Consider the following 19,099-nt stretch of genomic DNA (forward strand, 5'->3'; position numbering starts at 1 on the left):
TTCCTCCTTGTAGACTTCATATCACTGATGTTTCATTTATAGTTGGAATTCGAGATTGGTTTTAGCTACAGCTATTTCCCTTTTGAATACCTCGGATGCTTCTTTTTTCAGTTGATCAAGATTCCCATAATGAGGGAGATGAGTTAACAGCAAAAGCTGGACGTCTGCCTTTTCTGCTAGCATGCCCGCTTCTCTTGCCGTCATATGCCCCGCCTTTGAACCATCCATATCACTGTAAAAATTACTTTCACATAATAAAACATTTGCGTCTTTAGCGAAATCTGCAAGCTCATCCATATATGAACTGTCACCTGTGTAAACTATTGAATGATTTTCAGCTTCAATCTTCATTGCAAAACAAGGGACTGGATGTTTTGTTTTCATGAATGTAAATTTACACGGGCCAATGGTCAAGGGTTGATCAGCAGAGTAGGCTATCCCCTTTGTCACGTCTTTATAAGTTAACTTACCAAATTCGACTTCGTCCAAATCATGACCATAAATAGGAATGGTCCTTTTTTCGCTGCCCAATATCTGCTGTATGAACGCAGCGTGCTGCAGGACACCAATATCCGCTACATGATCCGGATGATAGTGGGACAATACAACTGCACCAAGATCCTCCGGCTTCATATGGTTTTGCAGCTGTGATAGAACACCGCTGCCACAATCAAGCAGAATGCGAAAATCTTCATATTCAAGCAAATAGCCGGAACTTGCCTCATTTTTAGCTGGATAACCGCCCCAGCAGCCAATTACGGTGATTTTCATGCTTAGGCACTCCTTTTTTTCTCTCAATGACTTCCCCATTAATATAAACTATTCTTGCCCTTATTTCACCTTTTTTACTTATGTTATAAAACATTCATTGACATCGCAAATCTGTTATAATACAATAAAACCATAGAAAAGCGAATAATAAAAAAAACCAGGAGATGATGTTCATGATTCAAAGTAGCGTTGAGTTCTTTAAAAACCTGCCTCCGAAACAATGCACGGAATGTGGAAAAAAAATTGAAGAACAGCACGAATGTTACGGAAACCACTGTGATCATTGCCTTTCTGGAGAGTAGTAGTCTTGTGTTTCACCATCCACTTCCCAAATAGCAGGATGATTTCATATAAGGTTCGGTTTCACAGCTGGAAAACATCCCCAATAAAAAGAAGAGATACCGATGATTGGTATCTCTTCTTTTTTTATTGGGATTCATTGCCTTTCAGCAAAAAAATAGAATTATCACGTAACGGATAATCCTTTGAACAAATATATTTTAAATAATTCAGCAATTTCCGCTTTCTCTAATGGGTCATGGTTCCTTTCCCAATCAAAAATCAGGGCAAGGTACATCTTTAGCATCAGGAAAGCTGTTATCTCTGGATCGCAAGGCTGTATATAGCCCTTATCAATCGCTATTTTAAGTTTTTCCTTAATGTAGGATACAATGGCTTCTTCCATTTCATTAACCATTTCCTGAACGGCCGGCGTACCAATTTCCCGCTCTTCCTGAAGAAGTTTTAAAGATAATTGATGTTCCTGCCTGAACTCCAGAATTCGATAAACGGCCCGATGCAGATTTTCAAAAAAGGAGAGTTGGTCATCCAAAGATTGTTCCGCCTCATATTTCATTTCCTCTATCATCCGCTGAACGATTTCTTTAAACAGCTCTTCTTTATTTTTATAAAAGGTATAAATGGTCCCTTTTCCCACATTGGCAATTTTAGCGACTTGATCCATCGTCGTAGCCTTATATCCAAAAAGTGAAAACGACTTGGTCGCGGCTTCTAAAATTAATTTTTTACGATCAACAGACATTTCCCACCTCAATCCTGACCAAACGGACAAAACAGTCATTATGTTCAACGATATCATACCAAAAATTTTCAGTCTTTTCAATTATATTTTCAATTTCTTAGAGAAACAATGGCCATCCTCATTACTGGACAGCCACTTTTTCGAAAACATAATCCAACTTCAAATGAAAATATGTAGAGCACATTGCAAGCATGGTTAAACTGGTTTCCTCTATTGACTGATCACTTTTCCTGTAATCTGTTTAAAATGATTGTGGCCAAAGCATCGATGAATTCAGGTTTAACATTGGGCATATCCGGCCTATAGTAGCCTGCACCAATCTCTTCCGTCACAACCTTACATTCATAATCGTTATCATAAAGGACTTCAAGGTGCTCGGCAACGAAGCCAACAGGAATATAAATGAAAGCTTTATAACCTTTTGCTTGATGAAGATCTCTGGTTAAATCCTGTACATCAGGTCCCAGCCATGGTTCAGGTGTTTGTCCAGCGCTTTGCCAGCCTACTGCATAATTGGTAACCCCTGCGCCTTGAGCAATCATGTCTGCCGTTTCTTTCAGTTGATTTGGATACGGATCTCCTGATTGCAAGATTTTTTCAGGGAGGCTATGTGCCGACACAATCAAAGCGAAATTATCGCGTTCTTCCGAGGTCATTTTCCCGATTACTTCTTTTACTTGGTCTACCCAATATTGAATGAATTTTGGCTCATCATACCAACTTTCAACGGAAGTGATGGTCAGTTCCCCCAATTTAGCGGCTTCATCCTGGGCACGTCCATTATAAGACTTCACGCTGAATGTTGAAAAATGCGGTGCCAATACTATACTGACCGCTTCTTTGATTCCATCTTCATGCATTTGTTTCACTGCGTCTTCAACAAAAGGTTCAATATGTTTCAGTCCAAGATATGCCTTGAATTCAACTTCCTCCTGAACGGAATTCAATTTCTTTTCAAGGGCTTCAGCTTGTCCTTCCGTTATTTTTGCAAGCGGGGATAATCCACCGATCGCTTCATATCTGCCTTTTAGGTCGGCAATCAATTCGTCGCTTGGCCGTCTCCCATGACGAATATGTGTATAATATCTTTCAATATCCTCTTCAGTGTATGGAGTACCATAAGCCATGACTAAAAGGCCCATTTTTTTTCTTGACATGAGATTACACCTCTTTTAAAGATTTCGTTCTTTTATTGTGCATCCAATTATGGATTTTTAGCAAATGGTTCGCTCACCTTACTTCATTTTTGATGAATATTCATGAATGAAAGCGGTCAGCCTCTTCAGTGTTTCCGGGTTTACGGAAGGGAAAACCCCATGTCCAAGATTAAAGATGTAGCCGTCCTGTTCCATGCCCTGATCCAGGATCCTTTTCGTCCGTTCTTCTATAACATCCCATGATGATAATAGCAGGGCAGGATCAAGATTACCTTGTACCGTTTTCTGTATTCCCATTTGTCTTGCTTCTGTAATTGGCAGTCTCCAATCAAGCCCGACTACATCAATCGGAAGATCATTCCACTCAAGTGCCAAGTGACTTGCGCCGACCCCGAACATGATTAGCGGTACATTTTCTTCACGCAATGAAGAAAAGATACGAGTCATGATCGGCTTGATGAACACGCGGTAATCTTCAACGTTCAAAGCACCCACCCATGAATCAAAGATTTGGATGGCTTTAACGCCGGCTTTAATTTGTGATTTGACATAGACGATGATCATATCCGCTAGCTTATCCATTAATGCAAACCAGGCCTTTGGCTCGGAATACATGAAAGCTTTCGTCTTATTGTAGTTTTTGGATGGGCCGCCCTCAATCATGTATGAAGCAATGGTGAACGGTGCCCCGGAGAAACCGATCAAAGGAACGGATAATTGTTCCGTGGTCAATAATTTAATCGTGTCCAACACATATGGGATATCTTTCTCTGGGTTCAATTCACCTAATTTTTCAACATCCGTCACCGATTGGATCGGATTGGATATGACTGGACCGATTCCGGACTTAATCTCAACATCGACACCAATGGCTGGTAGCGGTGTCATTATATCTTTATATAAAATTGCAGCGTCTACGTCATATTGCTCAACTGGCAATCTAGTCACATAAGCGCATAATTCCGGCTGATGAGTAATCTCAAAAAGGGAATACTTCTCTTTCAATTTACGGTATTCCGGCTGTGAACGGCCAGCCTGACGCATATACCAAACAGGCACATGATCCGTTTTCTCTCCTCTTGCAGCTTTTAAAAATGTATCATTCGTAATTTCCTTAGACATTAATATCCACCTTTCAAGCAATCACGTTTCTATTTTTATTCATTACCTTCATAGAATATCAGAAGGATGTTGAATTTCAAATCGAATCTCCTTAAACTATAGCTTTTTCTATAATAGAAGTATAGCCAACCTATATATTTGTCAGAAAATCGACGTTTTTATAACCGGTATCAAAGCCTATTGGTTAGATTGAAAATGGTAAAAGCACTATTCATTGGGTAAAATGGGTATACAGGTACTATATAGAAATTGGAGGGGAATTTATGAATGTATTCATCACATCAGGCACTTACGATTTTTTGAAAATCAAAAAAGATAAGCACCCGAATGAAAAAATATTACTTATGCAAAATCCTGACACTGCAGTACTTTTACATGAAACAACTGGTAAAACGATCTTCAGCTCTCCACGTAAGTATGAAGTAGTTGATGGGAAAGGAAACCTTCAGGATCATGGGTATGTAGTCATGAACAATATCCCTGTAAGTGAAGAAGGGAGGCCGGTATTCGAACATCGTTTTAAAAACAGGGCCGGTTTCATTGAAAATGAACCAGGTTTCGTCGCACTTCGAGTACTGCGGCCAATCAACTCTGAAACTTATGTAATTCTAACGATTTGGGAGAAACAGGCCGATTTCCTGAACTGGAAGAACTCCAGTTCCTTTCAGAAGGCGCATAACAGCGACTCCAAAGCTCCCGTTACGAATTCCAGCCAGAAAATGTTTTCAGGTGAAGCCTATATAACGCAATATACATTGGTGAAGGATTCCGAAGAATAATCCATTCTTGCTCAATAAGAGGCCCATCCTTCAAGGATGGGCCTCTTTGAATTCATCGTAATACAGAGCGTTATTTTGGACGGCCCAAAAATCATATAAACCTATAACAATCCGACAAATTCCTTCTTTATTTCCGGGGAAATGCAACGGATATTTACATATATTTTATCTGAATCCTTTTTTCAAAGTACTTTAGCCCCAGGAATTTATACAATTTAAACAAGGTAAAACTATATGCCGCTCCTAATGCAAAACCTGCCAAGATATCAGTTGGAAAATGAACTTTCATAGCGATCCTGCTGACACCGATAAGCAGAACCAGACAAACGAAACCGATTCCCACTGCCCATTTCAATGAGTTTCCTTTAATTTCTTTCATGATTATATAAGCAACCATACTGAAGAAAACAAGGCCCACCATTGCGTGACCACTTGGAAAACTGAAGCCAGCAGTCTCCATCAAATGATTTTCAGGGCGGACTCGTTTAATATGATTTTTTATCCACCCGTTTAATACATCAGCCCCAGCCATTCCGATAGAAAAGACGGCCATGGTCCAATAATCCTTCTTTATCATCCACAAATATAGAACACATAATAAGCTTCCAAAACGATGAACTTGGATTTCCCAAGATAGGTAATGGACTTGAAGGAAGTGAAAGAAAATGTATTCTCACCTACGGAAAAAAGGTCCGCAATATATGTATCGAACGCTAAAGTCTTCTCACTATGGACTTCATGCATCAAAAAAAAGAATAGCAACAAGCAAAGCAGTAGCAATCCAGGAATATTTAATCATTATATATCTCTCCTCGAGGTATTTAATTCACTTTGGATTATTCAGAATATGCTATACTATTTACAATTAATCCAATCATTGGGAGGTGCAAAATGATACAGCGATTACACGATCTTCTAGATGGTTCATATGAAGAAATGGTTTCCATCAGACGTTATCTTCATCAACATCCCGAGCTTTCTTTTCAAGAAACCGAAACGGCGGCCTTCATCGCTGGATATTATGAAAAACTCGGAATCGAACACCGGACGAATGTAGGCGGTAATGGTGTTATTGCCAAGGTCAAAGGCAGTAAGCCTGGTAAAACCGTAGCATTGCGCGCTGATTTCGACGCCTTACCCATTCAAGATGAAAAAGAAGTTCCCTATAAATCTTCCGTACCCGGGGTAATGCATGCGTGTGGACACGATGGCCATACAGCGACACTCCTTGTCCTTGCAAAAAATCTGAATGAACTGAAAGATGAGCTCGAAGGTGAATATATATTTATCCACCAGCATGCTGAAGAATATGCTCCAGGAGGCGCCAAACCAATGATTGAGGCTGGCTGCCTTGATGGGGTGGATGTAATTTTCGGCACCCATTTATGGGCTACGGTCCCTACCGGAACAGTCCAATACGCTAATGGACCCCTTATGGCTGCTGCCGACCGTTTTGAAATCATCATTCAAGGTCGGGGCGGACATGGAGCCCAGCCACATAAAACCCGTGATGCAATCGTAGTCGGCTCCCAGCTAGTCATGGCCCTACAGCAAATCGTAAGCCGCCGCCTTAACCCAATAGATTCTGCAGTCATTACCGTTGGTTCCTTTGTAGCAGATAATGCCTTTAACGTCATTGCAGATAAGGCTAAAATAATCGGGACCGTCCGCACTTTCAAGGAAGATGTCCGTTCATTCATAAGCGAAGAAATGGAGCGGATTGTTAAAGGAACCTGCCTAGCTGCGGACTGCACCTATGAATATCAATACTTTCAAGGTTATCCCGCTGTTATTCCGCATGTTGAGGAAACTAAATTCCTCATCGAAAGCACTGAGTCCGTCAAGGAAGTTTTGATTACTGAGGAAATTGACCCAGATATGACAGGTGAAGATTTTTCTTATTATTTACAAAATGTAAAAGGTACATTCTTCTTTACAGGGGCCAGGCCAAAAAATGAACATACATATCCGCATCATCATCCTTTATTTGACATTGATGAAAAAGCGATGCTCATTGCAGCCAAAATATTAGGCACTGCAGCTGTAACCTATCACAATAAGAAACAATCATCCGAAAAGGTGAATGAATCTTTATTGCGGTAATGGCAAAGGGACGGGTTATCCCCGTCCCTTACTCTTTAAGAAGTCTTATTCGGTAACAATTCACAGCCGTCTCCCCAAGATGTTCCAACAAATGATGGTTGGCATATGCACCGACAGCTGCCCCAAAACCTGGAACGAGCTGGAACATTTTGATGACATCGATGTGATCGCGATATTCCTGCTGAAATTCTTGCCAGTCTATTTCCGGCCATTTCCCTGAATCCCATTCTTCTATTACCCGTAATGTTTCCAGTTTTTTTTCCTCGCTTGAAAATGCCATCTGGAAGATATGGAGAATGAACAATCGTTCCTCATATTTATTTGGATCGAAACCGTATATACGGGATATTTCGAATAATAATTTCATCTTGATGCTAAGCAGTAATGGGAAATCAGCCAATCCAATTAAAAGCCCTGCCGCTCCGGTTCCCACACCTTCTATAACGGCCGTTTTCCGATAGGCCGTTACAATTTCCGCAACCCATTCTTCTTTTTGCTGCAGGGATAGAAGCACTACATTTTTTTCTTTAGACATATATTTCGAACCTGATAATACGGCCTCTATCATCCCTTTAATACTATCAGTAATCATTTTGTGCACTCGGTCTGGAATATAACTATTCAATTTGATTTGCGCCTTTTTGGACATCCGCTCAAGCCTGCCGGATTTCCTGGCTACTTTCTTTTTCCATAATACTAATTCCGATAATGCCTTTTGTCCATATTCATCCATCTTTTAACACCTCCGTTTAATATGTATACACCCCCTATGAGGCTTTTATTTTCTATTTTCATTTCTTAAAAGAAAAAGCTGATTTTTCATAAAATTAACTGAAACGTTTTTTTTGAGGGTTTGTAAAATCTGAACGTTATTTTCCACTCCAGGCACTCGCTTTCCGCGGGCGGTCCGGGAGCCTCCTCGGCGCTCTTTGCTCCTGTGGGGTCTCCCTTGGACGCGTTTTTCCCGCAGGAGTGTCGCACCTTCCGTTCCAATCAGCTGAACTAGATTATTCCTTAATGGTTAACTGTTTTTGAAACCCCCTCACCGGAATGAAGAAATTTGCGAGACTCCTGCCGAATAACTGGCTAGCCGAGACCCCACAGGCGCTTGCGCCGAGGAGGCTTGGCAGACAGTCGGCGGAAAGGGAGCGGATTTCTGAAATTAGCTGTAACATTAATAAAGAAAAAGCTGATTTTATGAAAAATCAGCTTCTGCTTAAAAGTTTTTAATTTTCTTTACTGCATAATTTTTAAAACCGAATAAGAAAACAAACCCCATTGCCAAGGCAGCTAAAGCGGACATCCATTCCCCTTTCACAAGCAGGATCAAACTGAAGACCAGGTCCTCAAATAATAAGAAATAGGAAATTAGCTTTATGACTGCAGATTCTCTCATTTTTGCGGGCAATGGATACAATGAGACCCACACTTTCCATTCATGAGCCTTCCAAACCGGCAGCAGTTGCAGGGCGGTCATGAATAGGAACATAAACGTTACAATCAAATGTGCCCATATGTTAGTGAATACACTTAAAATCACTGACCCAATGATAGTCAAGCGAAGACAAAGTCCCACATAATCATTGGATCGCAACAGAGTACGGGCATAAAGATAGGTATATGTTGATTTATCACCATACGGAATGAAAGATAATAGCCAGTCCATCCATTTCCTTCTCGCTACCTTCCCTTTCAAATGAGGAACATCAGTAAACATGTTCGCTATTCGATAAAAAGAATTCATCCGTTTGTTTTCCAGTTCCACCAGCCGTTCCCACTTCAACACAAAACCTTTAGTTGCACTTCGGTAATACATGTAAAGTGCTAACAACAATAAAAATGTTATAAGTGCAAACAGTATATTTGCCCTTGAACAGATGAAATAAAGAATCACTCCATTAAGTAAAAAGCGGATGAGAGAATCCCAATGGCTCACTGATGTATCCTGATATTTCAACACCTGCCAGCGCATGGTTAAATTCAAGAACTTTAAAATTAGCAAAACGACCAGGATGATTCCAAGGTCCGTACCTCCTGCACCCGTAACCTTCGAATACATCGGTATAGATGCAATTAGGACAACCAGAAGAATAAAACACTGCATGACCCAGCTTAATATCAATGAATTCTTGAAATAGCTTCTCAACTTCGTTTCAAGCGGAAGCAGGAATACCGTATCAGGTTCTTTCAAAAAAGTATTTATCGGGCTTCTGGTTACAATGATCGATAAAACAAAGGCCATGATCAATTCAACAGGGAAATCACTGTCTAACGTCTTCACCCAATCACTGTAATAATAAGCCAAACCACCAAGAACCAATACCATGACAAATACAAGATGACCATTAAAAATATAGCGAAGATATTTTTGCGTTTCATTTATATAGCCTAAATATCTTTCCTTCCAGAGATTTTGGCTATTCATGACCGATTTCTTCTTTCGTCAATTGAATATATAAATCGTCAAGAGTTGCCCCCGGCATGGAAAATTGTTCACGAAGCTGCTCAAGATTGCCTTTTGCCCGGATCTCTCCATTATGCAGTATGATGAAAGAATCACAATACCTTTCGGCTGTCGCCAGTATGTGTGTAGACATTAAAATTCCCGCTCCACTCTCTTTCATTTTCCTCATCAAATCGAGCAGGGATTGAATGCCTAATGGATCAAGACCTACGAAGGGTTCGTCGACGATATATAAAGACGGCTGTACTAAAAAGGCGCACATTATCATGACCTTTTGCTTCATTCCTTTTGAAAAATGGGCCGGAAACCATTTAAGTCTTTTCTCCATATGGAATTCCTTTAACAGAACGTCCATCCTTTCTTTATATGTGGCCTCCGCCAAACCATGTGCCATGGCCGTAAGCTTTAAATGCTCCTCAAGTGTAAGCTCATCATACAAGATTGGCGTTTCTGGAACATAAGTGAATTGTTTACGATATGTATCCGGGTCCTGGGCAAGAGTTTTACCATGAATCGAGACACTTCCGCCTTTCGGCTCCATGAGTCCGATGATATGTTTAATCGTCGTACTTTTCCCAGCCCCGTTGAGCCCAATTAACCCTACTAGCTCATTTGGTTGAATGTCAAAACTTATTCCCTTTAAAACGGGCGTTTTCGTGTATCCGCCCACTAATTGCTTTATTTCCAATAAGGACATATAAACAATCCTTTCTATATAGAGGTTCTTATTTCCATTTTATCAAATTCTCCTGCTTTTATATAGTCGAGTGTTCCCAGAACTAAATTTCCATAAATAACTAATTATATTTTTCCTGCTTGGTGGTCATCATATATAAGGAAGAAGGGGTTAGTCATTACGTGTGATTCACATCATATTGTAAATGAGGTGTCAGTTAAAGACGTATAACTGAATTAAACCAGAAGCTTCATTAAAAAAATCGTTTCGAGCAAGGAGATGGTTCTCTTGCACGTAAAAGCAGAAAAATCATTCAATAATTATCAATTATGCTTGAAAGTTGATGAAACTTTAAAGATATAGGAGATGGTTGCTTTGAATGGAAAATCTCTAATCAGATAATAACCATATTTTACTACAATGTAGATGAGGTGTTTGTCGCAGAGAATTTATGCTAATGCGAATTTTGAAGCAAAACCCCCTTTTTCGACAGGCAGGGTGCAACTTAATGTTGCATCCTGTTTTTATGATTTTTCCTTTTCTCAAGGATTCAAGCTATGGTACGATTAACAAAATACATTAAACTTTTAAAGGAGCGTTTTTTATGAGTGATTGCATTTTTTGCAAAATAATCGATGGGGAAATTCCAAGTACGAAAGTTTTCGAAAATGAACATGTATTGGCCTTTCTCGATATCAGTCAAGTAACCAAAGGCCATACGCTGGTAATACCTAAAGTACATAAGGAAAATCTTTATGAGTTGACACCTGAAATTGCCAAGAATCTTTTTGAAGTGGTTCCGGAAATTGCCCGTGCCATGAAACAGGAATTCCAACCTGTAGGTCTGAACCTTTTAAATAATAACGGGGAAGCCGCAGGACAGTCCGTTTTCCATTTTCATATGCATCTAATTCCCCGGTATGGCGAAGGTGACGGCTTTGGGGCTGTTTGGAAAACGAATACCAGCGACTATACACCAGATGACCTGAAACAAATCGCTGACTCCATTGCACAGCATTTAAAATGAGACTGTGATGGCCTGTGAGGGTTTTCTTTCTCCTTTCGTTATATCTGCAATGGAACTTTAGCTAAACGCTGGTTCATGAAAAAAACAATAATCCCGGTTGGGTCCTCACTCAAAGTGCAGGACCTTTTTACTTTGGGCCATCATTAAAAAGAATTGTCGCTTAAAATTCTAAATTTTCCTCCTATTGAATTTAGTTTTCTGGTAGGATATATTAGTCTCAAATACTTTATCACATAGTCGTATAGGAGGAAAAAAATTGAAACGTGCACGCAATTTTAACGCTGGGCCAGCCGCCCTTCCCTTAGAGGTTTTACAAAGAGCCCAAAACGAATGGTTGAATATTGAGGATTCAGGTATGTCCGTCATGGAATTAAGCCATAGAAGTTCCGAATTCGAAAAAATTCATAACCATGCCATTCAATCATTAAAAGACCTTATGGAAATTCCTGAAAATTATGAAGTTCTCCTGCTGCAAGGAGGAGCAAGTCTACAATTTTCCATGATTCCCATGAACATTTTGAATGATGGAAAAAGGGCAGATTATGTCCTCACTGGTTCTTGGTCGGAAAAAGCATTAAAAGAAGCCAAAAAGGTTGGTGAAACGGCCGTAGTCGCTTCATCCAAAGATGAAAAATATACGTTCATCCCTAAAGTCGAAGACATCGAATTGAATGATGATGCTGCATATCTTCATATCACAAGCAATAATACGATTTACGGAACACAGTGGAAGGATTTTCCGGAAACAGGAAACATTCCTTTAGTAGCTGATATGTCAAGTGATATTCTCAGCAAAAAGATTGATATTAGTAAATTCGGCATCATCTATGCAGGTGCACAAAAGAATCTAGGTCCGTCGGGAATCACAGTCGTTATCATCCGTAAAGATTTAATAACGGATAATGACAAAATCCCATCCATGATGAACTATTCTATCCATTCGAAAAATAAATCTTTATACAACACTCCTCCGACATTGGCCATTTACTTATTGTCCCTTGTGTTGGATTGGGCAAAAGAACAGGGCGGCGTGGAAAAGATTGCTGAAATCAATGAAGAAAAAGCAAAAGTCATTTACGATGCCATCGACGGCAGTGATGGTTTTTATAAAGGCCATGCCCTACCGGACAGCCGTTCATTAATGAATGTAACGTTCACGCTTCCGTCTGAAGAAGCTGAAGTACAATTCCTTAAAGAAGTGAAGCAAGCCGGATTCGTAGGACTAAACGGTCACCGTTCCATCGGTGGCTGCAGAGCATCCATCTATAATGCGGTCCCACTATCCCATTGCCAGGACCTTGCTGATTTCATGAAGAAATTCCAGGAATCGTATAAAGCGAAGGAAGCTCAAACTCTTTAATTCAAACAAATATAACTTCTAAAAAAATAGGTCCTATGATATACTATTTTAAACTTCTTGCAACAGGCAATAGTGCATTGTTGAAGAAAAGATGTTAGTTGAGATGAGAATAGGAGAGATGAGTAAATGAAAACGAAAACCCTTGTGTCACTGTCCCTATTAATCGGGATTGGGGCTGCCCTGCATTTTATCGTACCTGGATTCTTCCTAGGAATGAAACCGGATATGATGCTGTTGATGATGTTTTTGGCGATTACCCTGTTTCCCGCGAAGAAGAATGTATTCATTGTCGCCCTGGCTGCTGGAGCCATCTCTGCCATGACAACTACATTTCCTGGAGGACAGATTCCAAATATCATAGACAAATTGGCAACAGCCTTTCTGTTTTACCTTTTATTCATCAGTCTTAAGAAGTTTTCAACATCCGTTGTCACCGTTAGTATCTTGACTGCCGTAGGAACAATGATTTCCGGCGCTGTCTTCCTTGGATCGGCTTATTATATCGTTTCCCTTCCAGGGCCTTTCGTTGCACTTTTCGGCGCTGTTGTACTTCCTGCCGTACTGTTAAATACAGTTGCGATGGCCATCATTTATCCAATTGTGAACGGCATCGTAAGAAAATCAAATATACCCATCAATGCTTAAGCAGCAGGATCATCATACCTAAAAAAGCACCGGAATTTCCGGTGCTTTTTTTCCAATCTTATGAATCTGGAATTCTAGTCAGAATCATCCTTCAAGGGTCAATGAATCAATATCCACATAAACCAAATGAAAAGCAGTAAAACCCCGGGGAGACCCATAGCGAAGGCTCTAGCCTGGAGCACCCTCTTAGGCGGATAGATGCCAGGATTTTTTGCTTGCCTTAGAAAATACCCCATTCCGCACAGGCATACCAGGCCTAATAAAAAAATGATTTTCATTATTAACCCACCAGTGCCATCCATGTTCCGACAGCTTGTTTTTATTATCTATATGCTGATCTTCCCTTTATATGAAGCATTATTAATAAAGCTTCAAGTTATTTTTAAATATTATATATTTACTCTCTAAGTTTAAAAAAATATTTTTGTGATATAAAGATAATATGGTCGATAGTCTTCCATAAGGATGAAAATTATGGTATTTTGATATCAATAGTATTTCTCTCCCTATTTATCATAATTTCCAATTGATGCTTTTTTCAGCAGGGATTCAGACCATGGAAAGCGAAAACATATTATTAAATGAGGTGATCCTAATGAAAGCAAAATCATTACTAATTGGCTTTTTGACCGGAACAATAGTAGCTGGTGCGGCAACCTTACTTTCAACACCAAGTTCAGGTAAAGACCTACGGAACCGCATCAAAACGAATACCGACGAAATTAAGAATACAATTGATGAGTTAAAGGTAAAAATGCTAAATATTAAAGATGACACGATGGAAGCTTCCCAAATCAGCAAAGAAACGGTAAAAACGTTCATTTCGGATGTTCAGGTCGTCATCGAGAACTGGAAGCGGGAAATCGAACCCAATAAGAATGAATTATTGAAGAACGTTCAAGAAATTGAAAATTCATTGAAAGAATTGGAAGCGGCCACTCCTTCTTCTAAAAATTAATAGCTGACATCGTTACACAAGCTTGATTCTCCATTTTTCCCAATAAATTACATGGTTTATTGGAGAAGAATGGAGAATTCATTAAAAAAACTAAAATTTTCTAAAAATTTCGCAAATATTTATCTTTATTAATTTTTATTTTATTGTCATAATAAATATATAGAATCTTATAAGTAGGTGAGCCCATAATATGCAGAATAAAAATTATTCTATGAAAGAAGCAATGATTTTTAGTCAACGAATTGCACAATTAAGCAAAGCATTATGGAAATCGATTGAAAAAGATTGGCAGCAATGGATCAAGCCCTATGATTTAAATATCAATGAGCACCATATTCTTTGGATTGCCTACCATCTTAATGGCTCTTCCATTTCAGATGTTGCAAAATTTGGGGTCATGCATGTTTCTACGGCATTTAACTTTTCAAAAAAATTAGAGGAACGCGGGTACTTAACATTTTCAAAAAAAGAAAATGACAAAAGGAATACGTATATAGAGATTACAGCGGAAGGTGAAAAAATTCTACTTGATTTAATGGAGACATACGACCCAAGTAAGAACTCTGCTTTCTCAGGTGCACTTCCACTGCGTGAGCTTTATGGCAAGTTTCCGGATATGATTGAAATGATGGCCATCATCCGAAATATATACGGTGAAGATTTCATGCAAATCTTTGAACGATCCTTCGATAACATTGATCAGGAGTTTACTGACGTGGAGGGTAAAATCACAAAAAAAAAGATAGAGAAAGAAACTGAGCCAGTTTAATCTCATACTCTATCCATTTCCTTCATGAATGATACATATAAACCTTGTGAGAGGCATGCATCAATGCATTCCTTAATGGTTATTTTTGGATTAACTTTTCTTTCAAATTGATTAAAAAGCGGTCGAAAGTTCATATACCCTTCCGCTTTTTCTATTTCATAGCGTTTGCTCAAGATATCACATGTTTCCAATAATTCTTCCGCTTCCTTCTTCGTGAAATTTTTTTCCACAAATAGATAGTCCAACTTGGCCTCCGGATTGCGTATAAGATTTAATAAAAGCCGTTGATGAAAACGGAGTATTTCTATTTCTTCATTTATATTTTTCATACATCACTAATCCCCAATCAATCATTCAATTTAACATAAGGCTTATAACCAATTTTTGATTTTCCACGCTCAGTAACCCGCCTGACACCTGGTTGAAAACCTGGCCTTAAAACGCCCTTAGCTTGCTTACACACTAAAGTGATTTTATCTTAAACTTAATCCAAGAATTTCATTGCTTTTTCCACCCATTCATCGTAATGTATGTAAGTATATTCAACAGCTTTGGAGGGCTGATTTCGAAATGAATTCGTGGAAAACAATTGACGTGGCAAAACAATATGGGAATTGCCGTCTGGTCTTTTTTTCAGTTTTTACTATATTGATGTCTTTTGTTCTGATCTATACATTATTAAGTGTCTTTTTAACCCATGTTATTTTGTATGGCGATCAAACAATGGTATTTTTTAGCCTATTGCTCTTATTATATCCTGTTCACAAACTATTACACTATTTACCTTTACGATTATTATGTAAAAAAGTAAAAACTTCTTGGTCCTTGAAGTGGAACCTTGTGCTTTTATGCAGAGTCAATGTGCATGATCCGATTCGAAAGCATCTTTATCTCTTGACCCTTGTGTTGCCTTTCGTCATTATGTCTGTCGTATTGATTGGTTGTGCCCTTAGTTTTCCACATTACATCCATTATTTCACTATTTTATTATCCCTGCACACCGGATTATGCGTATCGGATTTTATTTATATAAAAAACCTGGTTGGTTCCCCAAGACAATCTTTTATCGAGGAACATCTCGAAGGATACGATATACTTATTCAAAAGTGATTTCTTATTTATTCATAAAGATGCCTAATAAGATTTTTAGGTATCTTTTTTCATTATAATTTGGTATCGTATTTATACATGATGTTTTGCAAGGAGGGATTTTAGGTTTTGATCTCGTTCTGGTTTATTATTTTCGCTATTTTGATCCTTTATAATATTAATAGAATGACAAACTCTTTATGCATTCAAAAGGAAATTGCTGAAGACCGGCAGCCTAAAGTATTCAGGACCATTAATGTATTAATTACTATTATGTTATTATCCTCCTATATTGAAATTTTGTATACGTAGAGATGGGCAACAAATGATGGCCATCATTTGTTACATACATTGGTGATACCCGGAGCATTATCCACATAAAGAAAAAGGGCGAAGCAGCAGCTTCGCCTTTTGTTTATTAGTTTATAACCAAGAAGCTCCAATGATGACTAACAGGATGAAAAGAACGACAATTAGAGCAAAGCCTCCACCTATTCCTCCGGACATTGATCTTCCTCCTTTCCATTCTTAAGTAATAGTAATTTCATGCACACTCTTATATCCGCCAAAAGGAATCCATTCCTTTCATAGCTTGAGAATCACTTCAATCTTTTTTTGTTGAGCGGCTACCCTATCCTATTCAACTCCATGGCAAAAGGAGTGGGCTCTTTCCATTATTAATTTTGCAACCGATTAGCAATAGGCTGCTCCTACAATTATTAATAAAATGAATAACACCACTAACAAAGCGAAGCCTCCGTTAAATCCATTACTCATTATGCTACCCCCTTTTGTTGTCCTCGATTTATCATATGTAATGGTTTATTATCTGGGTAGGCTTACACCCATTTTTCAAAAAAATCTTATTCATTCACCAATATATTATTTTTTGTAAAGTAACCAGAATATGTTATAGTTAATTTTGTGGAAATACGGTAAATAGCAAACCAGAAACTTAAAACTAGGAGTTGTTTTTATGAAGAAGTGGGCATTATCGATTGCTGTTACTGCAGGGCTGATCGGACTTACAGCATGCAACAGCGACAAGGAAGCAGTCGTGGAAACTAAAGCGGGAGATATCACTAAAGAAGAATTTTACAATGTAATGAAAGACCGTTATGGTGAAACCGTTCTTCAAGAACTTGTTTATGAAAAAGTTCTTTCTGAAAAATATACAGTAACGGATAAAGAAGTTAAAGCTAAAACGGACGAACTTAAAGAGCAAATGGGTGAAAATTTCGAAACTGCCCTAGCCTCTTCCGGATATAAGAGCGAAGATGATCTTAAACGTGCACTTAAAATCGGCATGCTTCAAGAAAAAGCAGCCGTTGCCGATATTAAAGTAAAAGAAGCTGATGTGAAAAAAGCTTATGAAGACTATAAACCACAAATCAAAGCAAGACATATTCTAGTGGAAGACCAAAAAACAGCCAACGAAGTTAAAGCTAAATTGGACAAAGGCGAAGACTTCGCTAAACTTGCAAAAGAATATTCAACAGACACAGGCACAGCTGAAAAAGGCGGAGAGCTTGGCTGGTTTGGACAAGGTGAAATGGTTCCTGCATTTGAAGAACAAGCTTACAAAATGAAGAAAGATGAAATCAGCAAGCCGATTAAATCCGATTATGGCTACCACATCATCCAACTTCTTGATACAAAAGAAAAAGAATCATACAAAGATATGAAAAAAGATCTTGAATATGATTTGAAAGTCGCTCAAATTGACCAAACTAAAGTTCAGGACATTTTGAATTCAGAAGTCAAAAAAGCGGACGTGAAGATTAATGATAAAGATCTAAAAGATGCCATCACTTCTGGTGACGCAACCAAGGCTGAAAAATAATTGAATAGTAAAAAGCGACAGGATTTTCCTGTCGCTTTTTTTCATCACTCGAGCTATGCTCCCTGGTTTATATCCTTTTTACGCCTCTCGCGTTCTTCTTCCATGCGTTCAATGTACTTCTGACCTTCCTTCTCTATCCAAGCATCATCTATGAGGCGTTCCTGCCTAGCTGTCCATATCGACATGACTGCACTGACAATTATCCCAATAAACACGAACCAGATCCAAATTGGCATGTCCATTCCCTCCCAAAAAATCTACTATTCATTTAATAGAGAATATGCGCGAACAAAAAAAATATGCTTCTTTCTCCATCGAGAAAGAAGCATATTTCATTAAAATGTTGGTTTATAGAATGAACGATTATCCAGCGCGAAGACTCTTTCCGTAAATTCACCCGGTTTCACTTTTTCCAATGCCCGGTCCATCATATTTATCTTGGCATCCATATTATCAATATAATGCAGCACTTCCGCTTCCCTAACCATTGGCGGTTTGGGACTGCCCCACTCAGCTTTACCATGGTGGCTTAATATCAAGTGCTTGAGAATCATGATTTCTTCCGCTTCAATGCCTAATTCCTCTGCAGCTTTTCCGACTTCATTTACCATGATGGTGATATGCCCCAACAAGTTCCCTTCCACTGTATAAACAGTCGAAACAGGTCCAGATAGCTCATGTACCTTTCCAAGGTCATGCAGAATGACTCCTGCATACAAAAGATCCTTATTAAGCGAAGGATATAGGGTTGAAATGGCCTTAGCCAGCCCTAGCATGGATACAACGTGATAGGCCAGACCCGACATATACTCATGATGGTTCTTGGTGGCAGCAGGAAACGTCAGGAATTCATTCTGATATTTTTTAATGAGATGCCTAGTCACCCTTTGGATATTCGGATTCCTCATTTCAAAAATGAATTGAGTGATGGTTTCCATCATTTCTTCCTGACTTAAAGGGGCCGTTTGAATTAAATCGGCTTTCGTGACCCCATCAGTATCTGAAGTAATTCTTATATTACGGATTTTCAATTGGCTGCGTCCTCGATAATTCTGGACTTCCCCTTGAACTTTCACCGTAGCTTCCGCACAGTATGTTTTCTCATCAGCCTCGGAAACATCCCATAGCTTTGCCTCGATCTCCCCGGTTTTATCACACAAAATCAATGTTAAAAACGGCTTTCCATTACTTGCCACCGCTTTTGTACTCGTTTTAATGTACATATATATATCTACTACTTCACCAATTCCGTAGTGTATGATCCCATTTCCCATGCGACTGCCTCCGTTCAATT

The 19,099-nt window shown here is 38.9% G+C and carries 24 protein-coding genes; 11 read left to right on the forward strand and 13 right to left on the reverse strand.

Annotation, left to right across the window (positions count from 1 at the left end):
* Positions 1–36: 36 nt before the first annotated feature.
* A complete protein-coding gene (locus Q8G36_RS09485) occupies positions 37–771 on the reverse strand; it encodes an MBL fold metallo-hydrolase (RefSeq protein WP_305159719.1) in 735 nt (244 codons plus the stop codon).
* Between the two features lie 173 nt (positions 772–944).
* On the opposite strand from Q8G36_RS09485, the gene yhfH reads away from it, so the two are divergent.
* Positions 945–1,073, forward strand: a complete 129-nt coding sequence (gene yhfH / locus Q8G36_RS09490; protein ID WP_065310849.1) for a protein YhfH — start codon at positions 945–947, stop codon at positions 1,071–1,073.
* Positions 1,074–1,237: 164 nt separating this feature from the next.
* On the opposite strand, the gene Q8G36_RS09495 is transcribed toward yhfH, so the two are convergent.
* From Q8G36_RS09495 to hemE, 3 genes are all read right to left on the reverse strand, one after another.
* A complete protein-coding gene (locus Q8G36_RS09495) occupies positions 1,238–1,813 on the reverse strand; it encodes a TetR/AcrR family transcriptional regulator (protein WP_305159718.1) in 576 nt (191 codons plus the stop codon).
* Positions 1,814–2,034: 221 nt separating this feature from the next.
* Complete coding sequence (gene hemH / locus Q8G36_RS09500) at positions 2,035–2,970, reverse strand: ferrochelatase (RefSeq protein ID WP_305159717.1); 936 nt, start codon at positions 2,968–2,970, stop codon at positions 2,035–2,037.
* A gap of 78 nt (positions 2,971–3,048) precedes the next feature.
* Positions 3,049–4,092, reverse strand: coding sequence for a uroporphyrinogen decarboxylase (hemE, locus tag Q8G36_RS09505; RefSeq protein ID WP_305159716.1), 1,044 nt, complete (start codon positions 4,090–4,092; stop codon positions 3,049–3,051).
* 263 nt (positions 4,093–4,355) lie between these two features.
* Here hemE and Q8G36_RS09510 point away from each other — a divergent pair, with 263 nt between their 5' ends.
* Positions 4,356–4,871, forward strand: coding sequence for an antibiotic biosynthesis monooxygenase family protein (locus Q8G36_RS09510; RefSeq protein WP_305159715.1), 516 nt, complete (start codon positions 4,356–4,358; stop codon positions 4,869–4,871).
* A gap of 154 nt (positions 4,872–5,025) precedes the next feature.
* Here Q8G36_RS09510 and Q8G36_RS09515 read toward each other — a convergent pair whose 3' ends face one another.
* A complete protein-coding gene (locus Q8G36_RS09515) occupies positions 5,026–5,424 on the reverse strand; it encodes a phosphatase PAP2 family protein (protein WP_305159714.1) in 399 nt (132 codons plus the stop codon).
* A gap of 338 nt (positions 5,425–5,762) precedes the next feature.
* On the opposite strand from Q8G36_RS09515, the gene Q8G36_RS09520 reads away from it, so the two are divergent.
* Positions 5,763–6,974: a M20 family metallopeptidase gene (locus Q8G36_RS09520; protein ID WP_305159713.1), complete on the forward strand. Its 1,212-nt coding sequence runs from the start codon at positions 5,763–5,765 to the stop codon at positions 6,972–6,974.
* 28 nt (positions 6,975–7,002) lie between these two features.
* On the opposite strand, the gene Q8G36_RS09525 is transcribed toward Q8G36_RS09520, so the two are convergent.
* The 3 genes from Q8G36_RS09525 to Q8G36_RS09535 form a co-directional block, all read right to left on the reverse strand.
* The gene (locus Q8G36_RS09525; RefSeq protein WP_305159712.1) at positions 7,003–7,707 is read right to left on the reverse strand and encodes an EcsC family protein; all 705 of its coding nucleotides are present in this window, start codon (positions 7,705–7,707) and stop codon (positions 7,003–7,005) included.
* 483 nt (positions 7,708–8,190) lie between these two features.
* Positions 8,191–9,399, reverse strand: a complete 1,209-nt coding sequence (locus tag Q8G36_RS09530) for an ABC transporter permease (protein WP_305159711.1) — start codon at positions 9,397–9,399, stop codon at positions 8,191–8,193.
* Positions 9,392–10,135, reverse strand: coding sequence for an ABC transporter ATP-binding protein (locus tag Q8G36_RS09535; RefSeq protein ID WP_137017091.1), 744 nt, complete (start codon positions 10,133–10,135; stop codon positions 9,392–9,394). The genes Q8G36_RS09530 and Q8G36_RS09535 overlap by 8 nt, the downstream gene beginning before the upstream one ends.
* 583 nt (positions 10,136–10,718) lie before the next feature.
* On the opposite strand from Q8G36_RS09535, the gene Q8G36_RS09540 reads away from it, so the two are divergent.
* From Q8G36_RS09540 to Q8G36_RS09560, 5 genes are all read left to right on the forward strand, one after another.
* Positions 10,719–11,141, forward strand: coding sequence for an HIT family protein (locus tag Q8G36_RS09540; protein WP_305159710.1), 423 nt, complete (start codon positions 10,719–10,721; stop codon positions 11,139–11,141).
* Between the two features lie 256 nt (positions 11,142–11,397).
* Positions 11,398–12,501: a 3-phosphoserine/phosphohydroxythreonine transaminase gene (serC, locus tag Q8G36_RS09545; RefSeq protein WP_305159709.1), complete on the forward strand. Its 1,104-nt coding sequence runs from the start codon at positions 11,398–11,400 to the stop codon at positions 12,499–12,501.
* A gap of 126 nt (positions 12,502–12,627) precedes the next feature.
* Positions 12,628–13,146 (forward strand): tryptophan transporter, encoded by a 519-nt coding sequence (locus Q8G36_RS09550; RefSeq protein WP_305159708.1) that lies wholly within the window; start codon positions 12,628–12,630, stop codon positions 13,144–13,146.
* A gap of 595 nt (positions 13,147–13,741) precedes the next feature.
* The gene (locus Q8G36_RS09555; RefSeq protein ID WP_305159707.1) at positions 13,742–14,104 is read left to right on the forward strand and encodes a YtxH domain-containing protein; all 363 of its coding nucleotides are present in this window, start codon (positions 13,742–13,744) and stop codon (positions 14,102–14,104) included.
* A gap of 190 nt (positions 14,105–14,294) precedes the next feature.
* Positions 14,295–14,873 carry an HTH-type transcriptional regulator Hpr gene (locus Q8G36_RS09560; protein WP_034314691.1) on the forward strand — a complete coding sequence of 193 codons (579 nt, stop codon included), beginning with the start codon at positions 14,295–14,297 and terminating at the stop codon, positions 14,871–14,873.
* 2 nt (positions 14,874–14,875) lie between these two features.
* Here Q8G36_RS09560 and Q8G36_RS09565 read toward each other — a convergent pair whose 3' ends face one another.
* Positions 14,876–15,202: a DUF1878 family protein gene (locus Q8G36_RS09565; RefSeq protein ID WP_305159706.1), complete on the reverse strand. Its 327-nt coding sequence runs from the start codon at positions 15,200–15,202 to the stop codon at positions 14,876–14,878.
* A 394-nt stretch (positions 15,203–15,596) separates the two neighbouring features.
* On the opposite strand from Q8G36_RS09565, the gene Q8G36_RS29210 reads away from it, so the two are divergent.
* On the forward strand, positions 15,597–15,983 hold the full coding sequence (locus tag Q8G36_RS29210; protein ID WP_423806845.1) for a DUF3267 domain-containing protein: 387 nt from the start codon (positions 15,597–15,599) through the stop codon (positions 15,981–15,983).
* 108 nt (positions 15,984–16,091) lie between these two features.
* Positions 16,092–16,274 (forward strand): hypothetical protein, encoded by a 183-nt coding sequence (locus Q8G36_RS09570; RefSeq protein WP_034314696.1) that lies wholly within the window; start codon positions 16,092–16,094, stop codon positions 16,272–16,274.
* Between the two features lie 111 nt (positions 16,275–16,385).
* Here the strand turns inward: Q8G36_RS09570 and Q8G36_RS09575 are convergent, their stop codons facing one another.
* Positions 16,386–16,469 (reverse strand): YjcZ family sporulation protein, encoded by an 84-nt coding sequence (locus Q8G36_RS09575; RefSeq protein WP_034314699.1) that lies wholly within the window; start codon positions 16,467–16,469, stop codon positions 16,386–16,388.
* Between the two features lie 186 nt (positions 16,470–16,655).
* Entirely contained in the window at positions 16,656–16,739 is an 84-nt protein-coding gene (locus tag Q8G36_RS09580) for a YjcZ family sporulation protein (protein WP_081092482.1), read from the reverse strand.
* A gap of 199 nt (positions 16,740–16,938) precedes the next feature.
* On the opposite strand from Q8G36_RS09580, the gene Q8G36_RS09585 reads away from it, so the two are divergent.
* Positions 16,939–17,805, forward strand: a complete 867-nt coding sequence (locus Q8G36_RS09585; protein ID WP_305159705.1) for a peptidylprolyl isomerase — start codon at positions 16,939–16,941, stop codon at positions 17,803–17,805.
* Positions 17,806–17,858: 53 nt separating this feature from the next.
* On the opposite strand, the gene Q8G36_RS09590 is transcribed toward Q8G36_RS09585, so the two are convergent.
* Together Q8G36_RS09590 and yhaM are read right to left on the reverse strand one after the other, a co-directional pair.
* Positions 17,859–18,041, reverse strand: a complete 183-nt coding sequence (locus Q8G36_RS09590; protein ID WP_053344914.1) for a sporulation YhaL family protein — start codon at positions 18,039–18,041, stop codon at positions 17,859–17,861.
* Between the two features lie 99 nt (positions 18,042–18,140).
* On the reverse strand, positions 18,141–19,079 hold the full coding sequence (gene yhaM, locus Q8G36_RS09595) for a 3'-5' exoribonuclease YhaM (protein ID WP_034314712.1): 939 nt from the start codon (positions 19,077–19,079) through the stop codon (positions 18,141–18,143).
* Positions 19,080–19,099: the final 20 nt, after the last annotated feature.

Origin of the sequence: Peribacillus frigoritolerans (assembly GCF_030676415.1) — a bacterium.
Lineage (GTDB): Bacteria > Bacillota > Bacilli > Bacillales > DSM-1321 > Peribacillus > Peribacillus frigoritolerans_A.